Source organism: Haliea sp. E1-2-M8 (genome assembly GCF_030649675.1).
Lineage (GTDB): Bacteria > Pseudomonadota > Gammaproteobacteria > Pseudomonadales > Halieaceae > Haliea.
In genome coordinates this window covers 30,401-48,512 of record NZ_JAUTDR010000007.1, presented here as the reverse complement: position 1 = coordinate 48,512, position 18,112 = coordinate 30,401, and the positions used below count along the sequence as shown (strand labels likewise).

At 58.4% G+C, this 18,112-nt stretch carries 14 protein-coding genes; 10 read left to right on the top strand and 4 right to left on the bottom strand.

What is annotated here, in order from left to right:
* Positions 1–47: 47 nt before the first annotated feature.
* A complete protein-coding gene (locus Q6D67_RS07520; RefSeq protein ID WP_304704979.1) occupies positions 48–1,265 on the bottom strand; it encodes a lipopolysaccharide assembly protein LapB in 1,218 nt (405 codons plus the stop codon).
* A gap of 182 nt (positions 1,266–1,447) precedes the next feature.
* Here Q6D67_RS07520 and Q6D67_RS07515 point away from each other — a divergent pair, with 182 nt between their 5' ends.
* The 9 genes from Q6D67_RS07515 (at position 1,448) to Q6D67_RS07475 (ending at position 14,925) form a co-directional block, all read left to right on the top strand.
* Positions 1,448–2,491: a PHB depolymerase family esterase gene (locus Q6D67_RS07515; RefSeq protein WP_304704978.1), complete on the top strand. Its 1,044-nt coding sequence runs from the start codon at positions 1,448–1,450 to the stop codon at positions 2,489–2,491.
* Positions 2,492–2,904: 413 nt separating this feature from the next.
* The gene (locus Q6D67_RS07510; RefSeq protein ID WP_304704977.1) at positions 2,905–5,328 is read left to right on the top strand and encodes a hypothetical protein; all 2,424 of its coding nucleotides are present in this window, start codon (positions 2,905–2,907) and stop codon (positions 5,326–5,328) included.
* 9 nt (positions 5,329–5,337) lie between these two features.
* A complete protein-coding gene (locus Q6D67_RS07505; protein ID WP_304704976.1) occupies positions 5,338–6,543 on the top strand; it encodes a CaiB/BaiF CoA-transferase family protein in 1,206 nt (401 codons plus the stop codon).
* Positions 6,544–7,770, top strand: coding sequence for a CaiB/BaiF CoA-transferase family protein (locus Q6D67_RS07500; protein WP_304704975.1), 1,227 nt, complete (start codon positions 6,544–6,546; stop codon positions 7,768–7,770).
* A complete protein-coding gene (locus Q6D67_RS07495; RefSeq protein ID WP_304704974.1) occupies positions 7,724–10,201 on the top strand; it encodes an HlyD family secretion protein in 2,478 nt (825 codons plus the stop codon). Before Q6D67_RS07500 ends, Q6D67_RS07495 begins: the two co-directional genes overlap by 47 nt.
* A 125-nt stretch (positions 10,202–10,326) precedes the next feature.
* Complete coding sequence (locus tag Q6D67_RS07490) at positions 10,327–10,722, top strand: hypothetical protein (RefSeq protein WP_304704973.1); 396 nt, start codon at positions 10,327–10,329, stop codon at positions 10,720–10,722.
* Positions 10,723–10,946: 224 nt separating this feature from the next.
* Positions 10,947–12,191 (top strand): hypothetical protein, encoded by a 1,245-nt coding sequence (locus Q6D67_RS07485; RefSeq protein ID WP_304704972.1) that lies wholly within the window; start codon positions 10,947–10,949, stop codon positions 12,189–12,191.
* 607 nt (positions 12,192–12,798) lie between these two features.
* Positions 12,799–14,166, top strand: coding sequence for a VOC family protein (locus Q6D67_RS07480; RefSeq protein WP_304704971.1), 1,368 nt, complete (start codon positions 12,799–12,801; stop codon positions 14,164–14,166).
* Positions 14,167–14,286: 120 nt separating this feature from the next.
* On the top strand, positions 14,287–14,925 hold the full coding sequence (locus Q6D67_RS07475; protein ID WP_304704970.1) for a nuclear transport factor 2 family protein: 639 nt from the start codon (positions 14,287–14,289) through the stop codon (positions 14,923–14,925).
* 16 nt (positions 14,926–14,941) lie between these two features.
* Here the strand turns inward: Q6D67_RS07475 and Q6D67_RS07470 are convergent, their stop codons facing one another.
* Together Q6D67_RS07470 and Q6D67_RS07465 are read right to left on the bottom strand one after the other, a co-directional pair.
* Entirely contained in the window at positions 14,942–15,328 is a 387-nt protein-coding gene (locus Q6D67_RS07470) for a hypothetical protein (RefSeq protein WP_304704969.1), read from the bottom strand.
* Positions 15,329–15,452: 124 nt separating this feature from the next.
* Complete coding sequence (locus tag Q6D67_RS07465; protein ID WP_304704968.1) at positions 15,453–16,748, bottom strand: hypothetical protein; 1,296 nt, start codon at positions 16,746–16,748, stop codon at positions 15,453–15,455.
* Between the two features lie 281 nt (positions 16,749–17,029).
* On the opposite strand from Q6D67_RS07465, the gene Q6D67_RS07460 reads away from it, so the two are divergent.
* The gene (locus Q6D67_RS07460; RefSeq protein ID WP_304704967.1) at positions 17,030–17,602 is read left to right on the top strand and encodes a type 1 glutamine amidotransferase domain-containing protein; all 573 of its coding nucleotides are present in this window, start codon (positions 17,030–17,032) and stop codon (positions 17,600–17,602) included.
* A 104-nt stretch (positions 17,603–17,706) separates the two neighbouring features.
* On the opposite strand, the gene Q6D67_RS07455 is transcribed toward Q6D67_RS07460, so the two are convergent.
* Positions 17,707–18,039 carry a hypothetical protein gene (locus tag Q6D67_RS07455; protein WP_304704966.1) on the bottom strand — a complete coding sequence of 111 codons (333 nt, stop codon included), beginning with the start codon at positions 18,037–18,039 and terminating at the stop codon, positions 17,707–17,709.
* Positions 18,040–18,112: the final 73 nt, after the last annotated feature.

The following is an 18,112-nucleotide window of genomic DNA, read 5'->3' as shown; positions in this document are numbered from 1 at the left end:
CGATTGGCCACCGCTTTTTTCTGATCCTCTCCCGGCGAACCGGGAAGCTAGGTTTTTGAGCCCCAGTGCCCGCGCTTCTCGCCGGCAGCCCCCGACTTGTCACGCAGGCGCTGTGCTATTCGGCCCATCGCCGTCTTGGCTGCAGTGGATGCGAGAAACTCTCGAACTTTCCTGGCCTGCTCAGGGCTCATCGGCTTGGGCGGCTCGGCGTCTATTTCACGAAAACGCTGGGCCAGCTCTTTGGCAACTGACTCGGGGTCCTGCACATCCTGGAATTTAGCCCGTAAATCGGGATAATTTTTCAGCAGATTACGGTCATAACGCAGCGCAGCTCGGTAAGATCGGAGCGCCGCATCGTAGTTGCCCTGCAGCGTTTGAATAATACCGATTCGTTGATGGGCAGAATTGGCACGCATTGATCGACGCGCAATGCCCTGCAGAATGCTCAATGCCTCATCCAGCCTGCCCATTTGGACCAGGGTGTCGGCCAGACGGTATTGTACGGGATTCAGGAACTTGAAGCGCTTGAGCACTTCCCTGAATTGTTCCTCCGCCTCTTTGTACTCCCCCAGCTTGTAATGAGTATTGCCGAGTTCATAGCGGATCGTAGGGTGTTCCGATGCGATCTCCACGGCTTCCTGGAAGACGGCCCTGGCTTGTTCCAGGTTGCCTGCGCGGACGTGCAGTTTACCCAACATCTGACGGACGATGTGAAGCTCGGAATTTTCCCGAACCAGCTCTTCCAGTCTTTTAACGGCCACGTCGAGCCGATCAAGCTTGGTCAGTACGTTTACCAGCATAAGATGGGCAGCAAGATTCTGGGGATTGGTCTCGACCAGACTCAGCAGACGCTCTTCCGCTTCGGCAAGCTGGCCGGAATCGATTAGCGTCAGGTTCAGTGCGACCTGTGCAGGTAGAAAATCCGCCGACAGGCTCACCGAGGATTCGAAGGCCCTGCGGGCGGCGTCCTGATCATCCCCTTGCTTATGAATGATGCCGATCATGAATGGCGCCGGGGCCATATTCGGGTTTAGCTCCAGCGCGCGCTCGTAGGCTTCGATCGCGAGCGCCATGCGCTTTTCCTGATAGTAGGTGTTACCGATGAGGATATGGCCCAGAGCGAAATCAGGCCGCTGCAGCAACACACCCTCCATAACATTCCGGGCGTCGCCCGACCGCTGTTCGCGCATAAACTCCAGGTACTCTTTGAGACCGCCTTCGGCATCAATATCGACACGACGTATCTCGGGGTTGAAGTCCTTCATGATAAAGGCCTATTATCAGGTGATAGAGATATTGTGTTCTTCGCAGGCGAGCCAGCGTGCGGAATCAAGCCCTCTTCCAGAATAGTATACTCCCGGGTTTGCACATTCCGAAATCCCGGCTATTCATTAAGCAATGAAAATCGGCGGGCCAGCCAGGCCTTTGCTAACCCGGAGTCACGTCAATGCGCAGATTATCTTCGAAACTCATTTTGCCGAACATCACCCTTGGCGTCTCGGTGCTACTTTTCATTCTTGGTTGCGCCAACACCTCCGCGGAAAGTTCTGCAGAGGAAACCCGGACACAGGGGGGAGAGGAGATGACCGAGGTCTCCCAAGGTGTGCACAGACAGACGATGACGGTCGATGGAAATGAGCGCGAATTCAGCTACTACGTACCCGGAAACTCCGCGAGCAAGCAGCTGCCGATCGTGATCTATTTACACGGCTATGGCGATAATATGCGGCACATCCTGGGTGAAGGTCTCGTCAGCTCGGCGTCTTCCAAGTGGATGGATGTGGCGGAGCGCGAAGGCTTTCTCGTTGTCTACCCCCTGGGTATGGAGGCTGAAGGTTGGCGGTCCAAACCTGCCTGGAACGACTGCCGTCGGGATGCCAAAAACAACCCCAAGGTAGACGATGTGGCGTTCGTCAGGCAACTGATCAACTACACGGTCGAAAACCTCAACGGGGATCGCAAGCGTGTCTACGTGACGGGCATGTCCAATGGCGGTCATATGGCAATGAGGGTAGCGATGGAGATGTCCTCGGAAGTAGCTGCCGTCGCTCCCGTTGTGGCGCTGTTACCCAGGGCCAACAAATGCTCTCCACCTTCGGAACCCGTTCCCATTCTGATGATGCACGGCACCGCGGACCCCATTGCACCGTTTGAGGGCGGCGCCATGAAAGGAGGCCGCGGTGACGTTTTGTCCGCGCGTGAAACAGCAAATACCTGGGTAAAGTGGAACAAATTGGAGAGCGCGCCGGAAAGAACTTCCGAAGTGGAGGACAAAAACAAGTCTGACGATTCCAGAATCGTCAAGCGCATTCGAGAAGGCTCTCCTGCCGGGAACGCCGTAATAGCCTATGAAGTCCAGGGCGCCGGCCATACCGAACCAAGTCGGGCAGCGAAAATGAGCGGCGTGCTCCAGGCTGCCCAAGGCAACCAGAACAACGACATCGAGATGGCCGAGACCATCTGGGAGTTCTTCAGGACCCGCTCGCGCTAGGCGGGCCAATGTCATTGAATGGACCCTTGTGCACCAGGCTCAAGGGTCGATTCACGGACCAGGGAAAGGTCAAATTTGCATAAGGCGACATGCGCTATATTTCTGAAGTGTGTCCACCCGCCAAACAATTTTATCAATTCGCATATCAAACTTTTTTTCTTCTGCTAATATAAATCAAAAGGCAATGAACCGGTGTCAAGTGTGGCGTTTCTCCGGATGTTGTACCTGGCAACACCTGACTGAATATAAAGGGGTGAAGTAAAGCGGTTTAATTATTGGACGAAACGCTCAAACGGGTATAACCCACCGCGTTGCCTTAGACTGCGGTGGGCTGTCTCAGCGTGCTTAATACAGGCAGGCAGCGCAAGATGAGTGATGGATCACCCGGCCCAGAGTTACGCCAGGAGCATTTTGTGCCCCTCGGCCTGAACGGTTACGGCGACGGCTGGAATGCCTACACCCACGCGCTGGAGTACTACGAGGGATGTCTCTACTGCGGCACGATGCGCGCCAACCTTGCCTTCAAGCGGCGCCAGGTTCATGCAGCCGCGCGCTGGAATCCCTGGCCAATCAAAACACCGGAAAACCCGGACGATGTTTTCACCGACGTTGACATACGTGCTCGAATCTATCGCTACGACCTGAGCACGGGACTGTGCAGTGAAGTCTATGTCTCGCCCATGCTGATGGGACGCAACGGTCAGCCAATGCCCAAAGAAATAGGCTTTCGCGGCATGGCCGTTTTTCGAGGGATCAGCGACTCAAAGCCAGTTCTCTACTGTAGCCCGTTCAGCAATACCTACAGCTGGGGGCCGGTTATCCTGCGCACCGAGGACGGCATCCATTTCGAATCCGTATCGGAGCCCGGTTTCGGCTACGAGGGGATCTCCTCCTTCCGCGCGCTACTGCCTTTCAAGGGTCGCCTTTACACCTCGCCCATTGGTTCCACCAACAACGTCGCCAACACAACCCTGTACCCCATCATTTTTGAGAGTGCTGATCCGCGCAACGGGGTGTGGCGCGAAGTGAGCAAACCCGGGTTTGGCGATCCAGACAACGTAGTCGTGTTCTTTATCTGCGTGTTCGACGATCATCTGTACGCTGGCACGGGAAACGTCCGCTCCGGTTTTCAGCTGTGGAAAACCAAAGGCGAGGGTGAAGCCCCTTACACCTGGGAGAAAGTGCTGGAGTACGGCGCCTTCCGCGGCGGCCTGAACCAGGCGGTCGGCGCGATGGCCGAATTTCGTGGCGCACTTTACATCGGCACCGGCATCCAGGATGGCGGCTACGATCGGGTCAACCAGGTGGGCCCTGCCGCCGGTGAGGTGCTGCGAGTGTTTCCCGATGGCAGCTGGGAGATTTGCGTGGGCGTACCCCGTATGACGCCCGAAGGCATACGCCTGCCGACCAGTGGGTACTTTCCCGGCTGGAACAACTTCTTCAACGGCTATATCTGGCGCATGGGCGTGCACGATGGAAGGCTCTATGTTGGAACCGCGGATTGGTCCACCTACTTGCGCTTCATCAACCTGGACCTGTGGCCAGGGCCCGTCGCGGCCGTGGTGCGAGAGATCGGTATTGAAAAGATCATTGAGCACCAGTCCGGGTTCGACTTGTGGAGCACAGCAGACGGAGACCACTGGACACCAGTGACCAAAACCGGTTTCGGTAATCCCTATAATATCGGCTGTCGAAACATCGTCACTACACCCTACGGGGTGGCGATCGGCACGGTGAATGTATTCGGCCCCGAAGTCGCCCACTTTGACGGCACCCGCTTTGAATACCGCCACAATCCCCGCGGCGGCACAGAGATCTGGCTGGGCTCGGCTACCCTCACTGATACCATCCGCAATTCAACGCCTGCTGGTGCGCCGCCTGGCCGAACCGCCGAAAGCTATCGGCTGGGGCCGGTAAAAGCGACCTTCAACTCCAGGCCCGCCTCCGAGCTTATGCCAATAAAGGTGCCTTTGCGGCGCAGCGAATCCGGGGAGCTGGAGTTTGAGATGTCACAGGACGAGCTGCGCCTGCGGGGTGGGCAGATTGACCTGGAGTCCCTGTGTGGCCAGGCGATGGCCATAGCCAAAGAACTGTACGACCTGAGTGCCCGCGGTGCGGAGAACGTACCGAAATCGGGGCCAGTGCTGTTCATGGGCAACAACCCCTCCATCCCCTTCTTTCTTGACAGCATTTTAGTGTCCGCCAATGCACTCTACACCTTGAACGTTATCGCCGAGGCAACCGGCCGCACGCCCCGATTGCTCACGGGTTGCGCCTATTTCGAGCTGTCCAAAACGCTGCCCTCTCTCGGCAGGTTGGTAGAGCGCCTGGGTTTCGTACCCCTGTCCACGGGTAATACCCGCCGTTTGCTGGAGCTTGGCGAGGCAGTGCTGTGTTATCCGGAAGAGCAATCATCCCTTCCCCCGTATCAAACGCGGAGCTTTGAACCGGATTTCGCCCGCATGGCGTGGTCCACCGACGCAGCCATTGTACCGGTGGTTTTTCTTGGCACCCATGAAAGCCACATGTTGCTGGACTTCAAGAATCACCAGGTTCGCGCCAATAGACGCGACGAGATGGCAGCCACATACCTGGTTCAGTTTCTGCCAAAGGTATCAATCCGCGACCATGTCGATGACCCGGATAACCCGGAACAGCTTGCTGCGTTTAGCGAGTTTTTGCGCACGCAAATACAGGTGGCAATTGAACAGGAATCGGACAATCGTCCACTGGTAGGCATCGCAAGAACTCTGCAGAGTACTTTCGGCAAAGTGCAAGAGCCCGAACTGCAGTCACAGGAACCTGCGGCTGGCACCGTGGCAGAGGACAGGAGCTGACGAATATCCATGGACGCAATGACACAGCCACTAAGCGGAATCAAGGTAGTCGACTTCACCCACGAAAGAGCGGGGCCCTACTGCACCCGGCTGCTCGCCGGCTACGGCGCCCAGGTACTGAAAATCGAGAGGCCGGCCACCGGGGATTTGCTGCGACATGTGGCTCCCTTTGTGAACAACCAGGGCGGCCTGGAGCGCGGCCTGGCGTTTCATTGGCTGAACGCTGGCAAACAAAGCCTCACCCTGGATTTGAAAAGTGAGCAAGGTTTGGACATTGCACGGCGGCTCGTGGCGGAAGCGGATGTCGTTGTGGAAAGTTTTTCCCCGGGCACCCTGCAACGCCTCGGCCTGGCCCCTGCAGAGATGCGGGCCAGCAATCCAGGACTGGTAGTGACGTCGATCTCCAATTTCGGACAAACGGGGCCTTACCGGGATTTCCGCGCAGACGAGACAGTACTGTATGCAATGAGTGGCTGCATGGTAGCCACCGGCGACCCTGACCGCCCTCCCCTGGACTCCGGGCCTGCCATCGCACTATATACCGGTGGCCTGCACGCCTACATCGCCACCCTTATGGCGCTTTTCCGCACAGGCTTCACCGGTCGTGGGGAACACGTCGATGTGTCACTGCAGGAAAGCAGCATCGAAAATATCGAGCTTCAGCTTGCCGTGTTCCTGAGCACCGGAAAGGTGGCTCGGCGTAACGGCGACGATCATCCATTTGTCCCCTGGCGTTGCTACCCGTGCAAAGACGGTTACGCTGCGGTAATCGGCGGCCCCATGCGTCACTGGCACAAAGCGGCCGACCTGTTTGAAGAACCGGAGTTGGCCGATCCGGAGCTGGCTCACGTGTATGGACGGGTCGCGCGGCGCGAGCGGGTAGAAAACCTCATAAAGCCCTGGCTAATGGCCACTACCGGCAAGGAAATCTACCATAAAGGGCAGGCACTGGGGCTGGCGTTTGGCTATCTTGCAAGTATGGCAGATGCGCTGGAGTCACCACAGCATGCAGCACGCGAGTTCTTGCGAGAGTGCGACGAACATCCAGAAGTGGGCAGGCTGAGCATGTGCGCAGCTCCATTTCGAATAGAAGGTACCGACTGGACCATGGGCCGCGCGCCAATACTCGGAGAACACACGGCAGCAGCACTGGGCGACTGGCTGGCGATGGATGCCGCCGATGTCGCCGCTCTGCGCGATCAGGGAGTCGTTTAGGTGAATAACAAGCAACCGCTGGATGGCGTAAGAATTGTTGACCTTACGCATGAATGGGCCGGGCCTCACGCAGCCCGTTTAATGGCCGATTTTGGCGCCGAGGTTATCAAGGTTGAGTACTTCAGGCGTATGGATGTCATGCGTGGCCATGTGGCCAGTGAGGAAGGCTTCAACTCAAGCATCCGGCTCCGCCAGCTTGCTCGCAACAAGCGCTCAATGATCCTCGATCTGCACGACACCCGGGATGCGAGCGTGTTCGCAGATCTGGTCAGTCACAGCGACGCCGTGATCTCCAACTCGCGGCCGGGGGTTCTCACGCGACTGGGTTTTGACTACCCGCGGCTAAAAGCAATTCGTGAGGATATCATCCTCATCTCCTTGAGCTCCAATGGCGCGACCGGCCCTGAAGCGAGCTACGCCGGTTATGGCGGTGGCATCGAAGCCACCAGCGGCCTGCAATCGCTCACCGGCTACGACGCTGATAGCGAGCCCCGTCGGGTACGGGAGATGGACGTTACCAACGGCATTGTCGCCGCCGCGTCACTGATGACAGCTCTGGTCAGGCGCCAACGCGAGGGTACCGGTAGTTGGATAGATCTCTCCGAAATTGAAGCCTGCAGCCACGCACTCGCCGGCGAGCACCTGCTGGCCTTCGCCAGCAACGCAGGCGTTGTCACACCGCGTGGGAACCGGCATCCCAATCACGCTCCGCATGGCTGCTATAAATGTCGGGGAGAGGATGAGTGGGTGGTCATCTCCATCGACTCGGATTCCGCCTGGAAGAACTGGTGCGAGGCAGCCTGTATGCCTGAACTCGCAGCTGACGAACTGCTCGCGAATGTCGAAGGCCGCCGTGCCCTGCATGACGAGCTGGACAGTTTGATTGGCCAGTGGACCGCGGACCTGGACAAGCTGGAAGTAATGAACAAGTTGCAAGCGGTGGGGGTCATCGCGGGTCCAGTGATGTCTGTGCAGGATCTCCATGGTGACAGGCACCTGGCGGCGCGCGACTTCTTCATTCCATCGAACCGCGGCACCGGGGACCCGGTGTTCCCCGGCGTGCCGTTTCGGCTCTCGCCCGGCATAAGCGAGTGCCGTCCCGGCCCGGCACTTGGAGAAGCAAACCAGGATGTGACGGTCAACCTGCTTGGCAGACCCGAACCCGATGTCCGGCACGTGCGTGACGAAGCCGTCGGCACTGATTTCGACGTTGATTTCCATGAGTAACATTTACCGGCTGACGTTCACCAGGAAGCGCGAGATCTTCCAGGGCAAGGAGCCAGCCGTTCTGCTGACAGCGGCGCACGGCGGCACTTACTCGTTTACCGCCGACGAGTACGATTTGATGGTGTTGTTCGACGGCAAGCGGACATTCGATCAAATACTCTCGGATTTCTACAAGCGCAAGAACGTTTCCTTTGAGCGTGATAAGCTCGAATTGTTCAGCGAGCGCTTACTGGAAGAGGGGCTTCTCGCGCGCGAAGGCGAGGATCGACTCGCCGATGATCCCGCTGAAGCGGATCCTGATGAGGAGGTCATCAACGAAACAGTACGGGAAGTTGCCGGAGCCGGCCGCGCGGCCCGCCCAGTGGTTCGCGACAACACTGTTCGTGGACTGCGCCCGGATGTTCGCCCGGCTCCCCCGCCGCCCAACCGCGACGACCAGCCGGCTCATGCCCGGCCGATTGAAGAGCTGCGACAGGAGCTCGAGCGCAAGCGGCCGAAGATCCGTATCCCGCTGTGGAGTCAGCCGCTGTCTCCCTTGGGGTACTTGATAAGCCTGCCTGCACGCAATACATATCTGTTGCTCGCCCTGTTGTTCGCCTTCGCTGGCGCGCTGTACGGCGTCCTGTCCAATTGGGACACCTTTTATCGGGACGTGGTTCGATTGCTGGGACATACCAATCTGATCCAGGCGATGTTGATCAGTCTGGTGGTGGTCAACCTGTCCACGCAACTATCCAAGGCGTCAATTTTCAAGAGCGAAACTGGAGTAGACGCACCGTTCGGGATCGCGTTCTTCGCCTGGATTCTGCCGCGATTCTATGCCGATACAGTGGATTCCCAGTTCATTCGTAACCGTCACAAGCGGATGCGATTGCGGGGATCCGACCTGACCACCCTGCTATTTATCCTGGTGTTATCGGTAGCGGGCTGGATAGCCAGTCGATCAAACGGCACCTTTCTCCCTCTTATCTTCGCATGGACCACTGTCGTGTCAGCAATCACATTCCTGATCCAACTCAATCCTCTGGTAAAGGGCGCCGGGTACGACATCCTCGCCGCGGCCCTGCGCACGGGCGATCTACGCGAACGTGCGCTCACCTCGGCATTCAGTCTGCGCGAGCAACCGCGCGGCTGGGGTAACCGGGGCGAGAAACCCTATCCGTGGGCGGTACGCGTTTACGGTATTTGTATTGTCGCTTTCCTGCTGTTCGTCTGCTACCTCCTCTTCGCCCTGCTGGGTCCGTGGCTGGAGCAACGCATGGGGGGCGCCGGGGTTCTCATTTTGCTGACCATAGTGACGCTGGGGCTGGTTAGCCCGGTGTGGTCAGCGTGGCAACGTGTGAAGCGGATCGATAAGGCCTCCAAGGCGTTGAGCTCACCGCAAAGCCGCTATTCTGCCAAAAAATCACCCTTCTATCCCAAGCTCCGTACCCTGCTCATCCTGGGGGGGCTGATTCTCATTGGCTTGCTGCCCTGGCCGTACGAGCCAGGTGGCGAGTTCGTAATACTGCCGGCGGAGCGCGTTGATGTGCGTGCATTGATTCCCGGCGAGGTGCGACAAATCCTGATCAAGGAGGGTGACCTCGTGGAACCAGGGCAGGTCATCGCAAAGCTATCAGACGATGAAGCCCGCAGCGCAGTGAGCGTCGGCGAGGCGAAGCTCAGGGAGCTCAATGCGCAGCTCCGCTTGCTGCTTGACGGCGCACCCATGGAGGAAAGGGAGGTCGCCCGGCAGCGTGTTAAAACTGCGACGACCAGACTGCAGTATAGCGACAAGAAGGCTGCTCGCTACTCAACACTGGTGGAAACCGGGCAAGTGTCCCTTAGCCTGTATGAAACCGCGATCTCCGATGCGGCAGTCGACCAGGAGAAGCTGGAGGAAGCCCAACTCAATCTCGCCAGGCTGGAAGCGGCAGCGCGGCCCGATGAGATTGCCGTGCTGGAGTCAAAAATCGAGCAGCAGGAGACGGAGCTGGCCTATTACCGGGTACAGCTGGCCTACACGACTCTGAAGTCGCCTATCCAGGGACGCATTGTCTCAGGTAGCCTCGAGTTTTCCGTCGGCGACTATCTACGAGAGGGCGACTTGCTCGTGGTCGTGGAGAAGACGAGCAGTGTGAAGGCAGAAATCAGTGTTCCGGAGGTGGACATCGCCGAGGTCAGGCTGGGTGAACGCGTTCGCCTCAAATCCTGGGCTTACCCTCACCAGATGTTTTACGGTGAAGTGACCCGCATCGCCCCGGCAGCAGATGTCAAGGAATATGGGAAAGTGGTGAGAGTAATCACCACCCTGGAGAACGAAGCAGGGCTGCTGAAATCTGAAATGACCGGGCATGCCAAAATACGCGACGAGACCGTGCCACTGGCGCTGGCCTTTACCCGGATGCTGCAACGCTTCGTGGTAATAGAAATCTGGTCCTGGCTACCCTGAAGGAGGCGTAAAAAACTACGCAAAATCAGAATAGCCGTCTACATTTCAGGTAATGGTGAATTACTCCGCCTGAAAAGCAAGTGCCCAGACTTCATGTTGTCGATCGACGATGCCAGGGGGCGCAGATGGCCAGGAATCTTTCCATTGATAAAAGCGTGGCGATGGCGACGCGCCATCCGCAAACCTGCGCGCGGTTACTCGGGAATAATCTCTATCCACTGCTCGAGCATGAACCCTGGTTCAACAAGCAGTGGCGAGCTCAGTTTTGCGCCTACTACCTGCAGAACCTGGCGGACAACAGCATCGAGCAGGAAGTCGACCCGGAGTTGATGGAGCGGCTGAAGAAATTGCCCCTGCAGCGAACTTTTCCGATGATCGCCGATTCCCCCTGCGCAGGCGTGAAAATGCTGGTGGCTATCCTCTCCCAGCGCCTGCGGCAGGAGCAGAAACTCGGCATAAAGGAACAGTACGAGTTCTATGACGTGTTGTTCGGTCGGTTTTTTCCGGAAGCGCGAAGGTAGGTCACAAACACCCGGGCGCTCCCCGTATCAGCTGTGGACTTGGGAAACCAGGCCCGTTACCCTGCACGCAACATGCCCCCTCAGCACGAATTTTTGCGCCCGGGGGCATTTTCGCATCTGGCGCGGCCACAGCGCCCCGCCTGGCTGTTTTACCTCCAAATTCAACCCCGGAGGTCCGCCTGTTGCCGACGACGGAGCCCCCGGCCGGACACCGAGGAGACCCCATGCATAACAAACTGTTCGTATTTATCTGCGCCGCCCTGTGCTCGCTCTCTGTTTCTGCGGTCCATGCCGCGGAACTTACCGCTTTACTGCCGAAATCCGCAGCGGGCTTCGAAACCGAGCGGGAGCCGCGTCTGCGCACCCTCACCAGTGGCGCCGAGCGCGCCATGCTCAGCTACTACGGCGAGCCCGGCAGTCTTCGCCTCTGGATTACCGATGTCGGCGCCGTCGCCCCCGATGTTGTCCAGGGATTTCAATCCCGGGTCGCCGCTGGCGACCTTGAGCGGCACGAATGGCAGGGGCTGCCCCTGTTTACCGAGACGACCAAAATGCGGCGTGACCAGTTCCTCGATGCCTTCCTGCCGGCGGGAAGGCTGGTTGTCTGGCTACGGCTCACCAGGGACAACGAGAAGGGTGATTTGAGCGCCGACGACGTCATGCCGGTGCTGGAGGTCCTGGGTGCGGAGACACTGCGCAGCTACGGAACCGGGACCGAGCCGCTGCGGGTACTCTATGATCCTTTCGCCCGGGTCGAGCCCCAACCGCCCGTGGATGCGGCCACGCTCGCCAGCTTCCTGCCCGCAGAGGCGGCCGGCACGCCCCGTGGCGAGGTGGAACAGAAGGCGTCCGGCTACGGCAAGAAAGCCCGTGCCATGGCCACCGCCGGCTACGGCGACGGCGCTGCCATCATCATCGTCGACCAGGGCGGCATACCCACCGGCTTGCTTCCGCTACTGCGCGAAGCGGTCCACAAAGGCACGCTGGCAGAGGATACGCTGGCGAGCCAGCCGCTGTTCGTCCGTATCGGGCCCGGCGACCTGCCCCGGGGTATCGAGGTACCCGGAGCACTGGTGGTGACGGAGGAGCGCTTCCTCGTCATGGCGGATACACCGGGCGATGAACCGCAAACGGCACAGTCCCGGGCGCTGGCGGCCGCGGTGGACCTGAAAGGGCTGGCGGCCTTGCGCAAATCCCTGGTAGACCGCGACACCTTCCGCGAGCGCTTCCGCACCTGCGAACCGGCCAATTTCGTTACCGCCCCGGCATACAACGCCGGCTACAGGTACGAGATACTCGGACCCGTCGATGGCGGCTGCCAGGTGCGCGGCCAGTACACCCGCACTCCCAACAGCGATCTGGTGGGCCCCACCATGACCTGCACCTGGGATAACCGCCGACCCTTTGACGAGGTAATGAAAAACATCGACGCCTGCGAAGGGCCGTTGCGCCAGCAGATGGCGCATTGATCCGGCAGGCCTGGATGAAGAAACCGCAAGCTTGCCTGTGTAAAGTCCTTGCGCTGGAATCCATGCGCTGATTTTTCGATATGACGCCCAAAAACTGCTAAATAGCGTCAACCCCCACCTTCGACTTCGCGTGGCGAATCGGGGGTGAGAGGTATCGCCAAGTTCCCCGCATAACGCTTTCCCCCCTTCGTAAAAGCACAACACCCTCAAGTTGTAATGTCATCGCCGCCCCGAGTGCCGCGGTGAGCTTTGTGTGCCCGCCTGGGGAAAAAAACCAGCGCGTTTGTAACCCCGTTTTGCAGGAAGCCACGTTTTTAAGGTTCCCAAAAGGAACCAAGCCACGGCGCCCCAGCCGAACTACGGGCGAGGTGAGGTTTCGCGTTGCTGAAATCCCCGGTGCACTGCGGCAGGAACGTCAGGGCGGAATTTCTCAATACGATGCCACGCGCAAAACAAACTTGCAGGACGCAAACAAGTGGCTATATTTAGATGTGAGTCATCTATAAAGGTAGTAAAGAGCATCATGAAAAAACGTGTCGGAATCTTGGTTTTTCGGAGGTTCTACCAGCCGTGAATGAAATAATTTCTTGTCTCAGGAGAGATATCCATGAACAGCATAAAAGATAGCCGCACTGGTCTAGCTGCAGGTCTCAAAGCAACTGGATCAGCGCTATGTCTGGGCATTTTTGCGCTAGTGTCCACCGCCTCAGCAGGAGATGCCAACCTGACCCGCTTCGGGCCGAAGATCTACGAGCGCGAGCGAGGAGCACCGACGAGCGACTCGGCTGAATTCAGGGCCATCGGAGGCCCTGCGGAACTGGTGCTTCAGGACGATGGCATCATCAACGCGAGAATCAAGGTCAACGGTGTCGACGTTGTCGGGCCAGAGGACTTCCGCGGAGACGGCGAGATCGTCGTGCCGCTGGACCTCTATCCGGAGAATACAATCGAGGTGAGCGTTCGCGGCAAGCCAGGCGGGACCCTCGGCGTTCGCGTGACCCAGTTCACCGAGTCCGATGTCAATGTCAGGGCCAAAATGTACTTCGGACTCAACACCAGCGATTTTTTTGAGCAGCTAGCTTTCTACGATACGTTGGGATTCGCACCTGACATCTATCCGGCAGGTCCGGAGCAGTGCAAAAGCTTTGCGCAGTCGCTTGGGTTTCCGGACAACTACCTGATCCGCGTCGCGCTGACAAGCCTTGACGGTGCCCCACCGTGGATCGACACGGTGGGATTCAGGGAGGAGTTCTATCGCGATGATCCCCCCTACGCCAACCTGAACCACATCGGGATGGCCTACGCCACCTACGCCACCACCGACCTCAATGGTGACTACGACTACCTCGTGGACCAAGGCATCGAATTCGTTTCGCCGCCGACTACAGCGCCGAACGGTGAGCGGTTCGTGTTCCTGAAGGATCAGGATGGCACCTTCTTCAAGTTGATCGAGGAGAGTGGCAACACAACCGCCGGGCCAGACCTGGTACGCCTGGTGAACACGAACATGAACGTGGCTGATCTTGAAAGGTCACGCGAGTTCTACCGGCTACTGGGGTTTACCCAAGAGGAGGACGGCTCGCAGTATGGCGCCGGCCCCTTCGCCGAAGCCCACGGGTTTGACGATCCGATCGAGTTCGAAGGCGTGGACGTAAGCCTCCCAGGCGACCCTGCTCCGCTCGGTGACAATGAGGCTACACTCCAGCTACGCCAGTGGAAGACTCCCTTCAACTTCGCGCCGCCTTACTCACCACCGGTGAATCACCTCGGCATCGACAGGATCGCATTCTACGTAGACGATCTGAACGCGACCATAGAGGAGATGAACAGGCTCGGTTTTGAGCAAGCGTGGCCGATCGGCGGCGGCGCCACCGTCGGTAGTGTCGGCATCGTGTTCTTCTTCGATCCCGACGGGATCAAAGTCGAGTTTTGGGGGCCGGTAAGCGAGCCGAACCCTAATTCAAGCTGCATTTAGCGCCGCGCAGCAACGCATAACACCTGAAGAGCCCAGCCTGTTTCGGCAGGCCGGGCTCTTCAAACCGAAACGAAAAGATGCCTCACAACTTCAGCTTAAACCACATAAGGAAGCAGCACGATGACTCCAACTATGCTTGAAAGGCCAACATCACGATTCCTGCCCCGGGCCTGGCTCTCGGTCGTGCTGGGATTGGCGATCGGATTGTCCCCAGCGGTCGCTTCGGCGGGGGAAAACCTGCAGGTCAAGAACGAGGTCATTGATCTCATGCTCTGTTACGGAGAGGGCACCGACGCCTTTGGCGAACCGGGCAACCCGGACGCGTTCATTGACGGACTGGAAATCTACCAGGAGTGTTTTACCGAGGACGCAATTTTCAACCTCTGGCCGGCGGGTACGGACTTCAATGATGCTCCTCTGGTAAGCGTCGTGGGCCCGCTCGCCTGGGCCGAAAATATCGTCGATCCTGCAGTGCCGCGGAACCCCGTTACGGGGCTTTCCATCTCCCGCGGTCAGCACATGCTCACTAACTTCAAGGTTGAAACGAAAGGCAGGACAGGAACACTCTCGGCCTACCTGAGCGCCACGCGAACGATCTTCGATCCTGACCCTGTCAACCCTGCAACCGGAGCTGTCACCAATGTGTCGGTTGCCAATGGCACTTATACGCTTTACGTGGAAAAGGTCCAGGGGAAATGGATGGTAAACCAGCTGGACCTGAAGCTGATAAGCCTTGCTGATTACTTCACTGCGGATTGAGAATGGCGAGAACTGCTCAGGGGGTGCCAAAAACCCGGCGGCGGATCCGACGCTCTTCGTCCGCCGTGATAATGCCCTCGTCGAACAGTTCCTGCAGCACCCGCAACTGACGCAGTTTTTTCTCGGACATGGTCTCATCCGCGGAAATCGGAGTAGAGGAAACTCTCGAACCAGATTCCTGCGGTGACTCGAGGCTGGCAGTCACCGTGCCCGGCCGGCAGTCCAGGCTGATGCTCAAGCCATTTCTGATATCGGTTTCATTGACGCGATACAATTGGGTGTCGCAGTCGTCCCGGCGCAAGGTGATCGTACCGTACAGATGAGCCTTGTCGTCGGGAAAATCATTGGGATAGATGGTTCGCTCTCTGAGTTGCAACGGCGTGGTACCCACCTTCTCGCCCATCACCCACACAGCGGCGCCCGATGGGTCTGTGGCGACAGAAAAGTTCCGGGTGGTATCGTCGTCTCCCCTACAGGGCGCAATCGCAAGTGCAGCGATCAGTATCGGCCACCATGCAAGGGGTGGCCTAAAACGCGGCATCGAAGCCCACCAGGATGTAGTTCTCGCGGGTAAGATGACCCGTCCAGTACTCACCGGTCTTGTTTTCCTCGTCGAGCATATCCAGGTTCACCTCGATGACGCCTTTCAGGTTGCGCATGAAGTAATAGGAGGTGGTGAAGCTCAGGCTGTTGATTTCGATACCCTCGTATATCGTGTCCGTGTCGGCCAGGTCGCCGGCATCAGCATAGTTGTACAACAGGGAGAAGGCCCACAGATCGCTGGGTATATAGTCGACCCCCAAAAACCCTCCATGCCAGCGGTAGTCCTTGCCAGGGTCCGCGTCGAGAAACCCATCCCAGGAATTCCAGAGATATTGCGCATACCAGTGGGTCTGGGAGCCGAATTGCCCCGACAGGTCCACACCCAGCGCCCGCTTGTCCGTCTCGCGGTTACTGTCGATCAGGCCGGCATCGCCCTCAGCGACCGCCTGCTGCTTGCCGGACAAGGCAAAGAGCCCCGCCGCCACAGGCCCTATTTCCGTGCCCACGCGGCCGAAGACGGATTTGGAGGTGTCGTTGTCGAACATGTTGTCGGGACGGCGATACCCGGGACTGTTGATATCGAGGTTCTCCTCGATGCCGTTGCCATTGACCAGGCCGATGCCAAGATCCAGCCCGCCGATCGCCCGGTCGAAGAGCACACCGCGGTCGTAGGTGACGCCAGCCATGCGGTAGACCATGAAGTCCTGGAAGGGCAGCCGAACCTCCCTGGGGAACATCAGATCGGACAGCTGGAACTGGCCGAGCTGCATCCCGATGCCCGTCCCGAAGATGTCGCGGTGGCGAAACCAGGCGTCCTCGATCAGGACCTCCCCGTTGCCGCCCTTCTCGGCAAAGATGGCATAGAAATAATAGGAGATGTTCTCGCTGAGAGGGGCGCTGGAGAGCAACTTGATCAGGTAGGGGGACTGGAAGTCGGTGGACGCGGACTCGGTCTCGCCGGTCAGCGGATCGACGGATTCACCCTCCCTCGCCTGGACATATCCCTGCATCCGGATAGCCAGGGGGGGATAGCGCGGCAGAGCCAGGCGCTCATCCCCGAGGTCCAGTGCCGTTTCCCGCCAGTTGGGCTGCTGCAGGTTATTGGAGGCGAAGATCTCACCGAATTTGTTCAGCTTCGGCACCGCCGAGTGACAGGCGGCACAACTCATGTTGTTGCGACGAGCGAACTCCGGCATCGCCTGGACGGGAATAGCAATGACCAGAAAAAGGACCCCGATCCGTGCCGCGGTGGACATCGATTTTACGCAATTGATAATCATTGCCATATCCTGATTTCTGGTTGACCGAAATAAAGCTGATCTATGAAAAAGCCTGTGTAAGTTCGCACAATCAGTATAGAACAGGGATGCGGAATCGCGAGTGGGGTTGGCTTTCCATTGGCCCCCGGGCAGTAATGTCCCTTTCAACCGGAACGACGGCTTGCCGCCTGTTGTCTACCATTCACCGATGGCCCCGTGACGGTTGGTGATCCGGGCCACAGGAGAGCATCGCGCCATCGAACTGGCGCACAATCAACTCAATGAAATACAAGGAGCAATCCATGTCTGACTCAAAAAAACTCGCTGGCAAGAGGGTCGCGATTCTGGCGGCAGACGGTTTCGAACAGAGTGAACTGTTCAAGCCCCGGCAGGCACTCATCGATGCCGGAGCCACCGTCGATGTCGTGTCACTTGCAAGCGGCAGCATCAAGGGCTGGAATTCCGACAATTGGGGCGACTCCATCGCTGTCGACAAGGTCGTGACCGATGTGTCGGCAAGTGACTACAGCGCACTGGTGCTGCCAGGCGGCCTGTTTAATCCGGACGCCCTTCGCGCCAACAAGGATGCGGTGAATTTTGTGCAGGGCTTTTTCAATGAGGACAGCGTCAAGCCGGTCGCCGCGATCTGCCACGGCCCATGGGTGCTAGTGGAAGCCGGCGTCGTCAAGGGCCGTACAATGACGTCCTATCCCAGCATTCAGACAGATCTGAAAAACGCCGGTGTGAACTGGGTAGACGAAGAGGTTGTCGTCGATAATGGCTTGGTCACCAGCCGCAACCCGGACGACATTCCGGCATTTAATCGCAAGATGATCGAAGAGTTCTGTGAAGGGCGGCATACCGAAACCGCATGAGCAACGGGTGATCATGCCCCTGAGCCAGATTGTCGCGGGCGTTACGAATATCCGAGCTTTGCTCGTCTGGACAAATAGTTGGTTTAAAACGTACATCTAGATCTTCAGGGACTGTGCGCTTGCAGTTCGATTTCGATCATGAAATCAGGAAGCGCCAGCCCATCCACCTGCAGCCAGGAACCCGTTGGGAACTCCCCTCCATAGATCTCGTTGCGATAGCTGCCTGGAAGGGCTTCGCGGTCACTCGCTGGAGTCGCAGGAACGCCGACGGCGAGTGGCATGACGTCACGCAAGGGGCCGGACTCGATCCAGGCGAGCGGGTTCCGGGGCTCGTCGATCTCCCCTGTGGCGGACTCGCGGGCCCAGTGGCTGGTTTCCATCAGCGCCGTCAACAGCGACCAGTTCAGGCTAAGGCCGAATAGCGGGAGGTCTTTCACCGTCAGGGCGCCTTGCGCTTCGAGCCCGGCATGGTCGGAGTAAAGGTCGAAAGCCCTATGGACCTATTGTTAT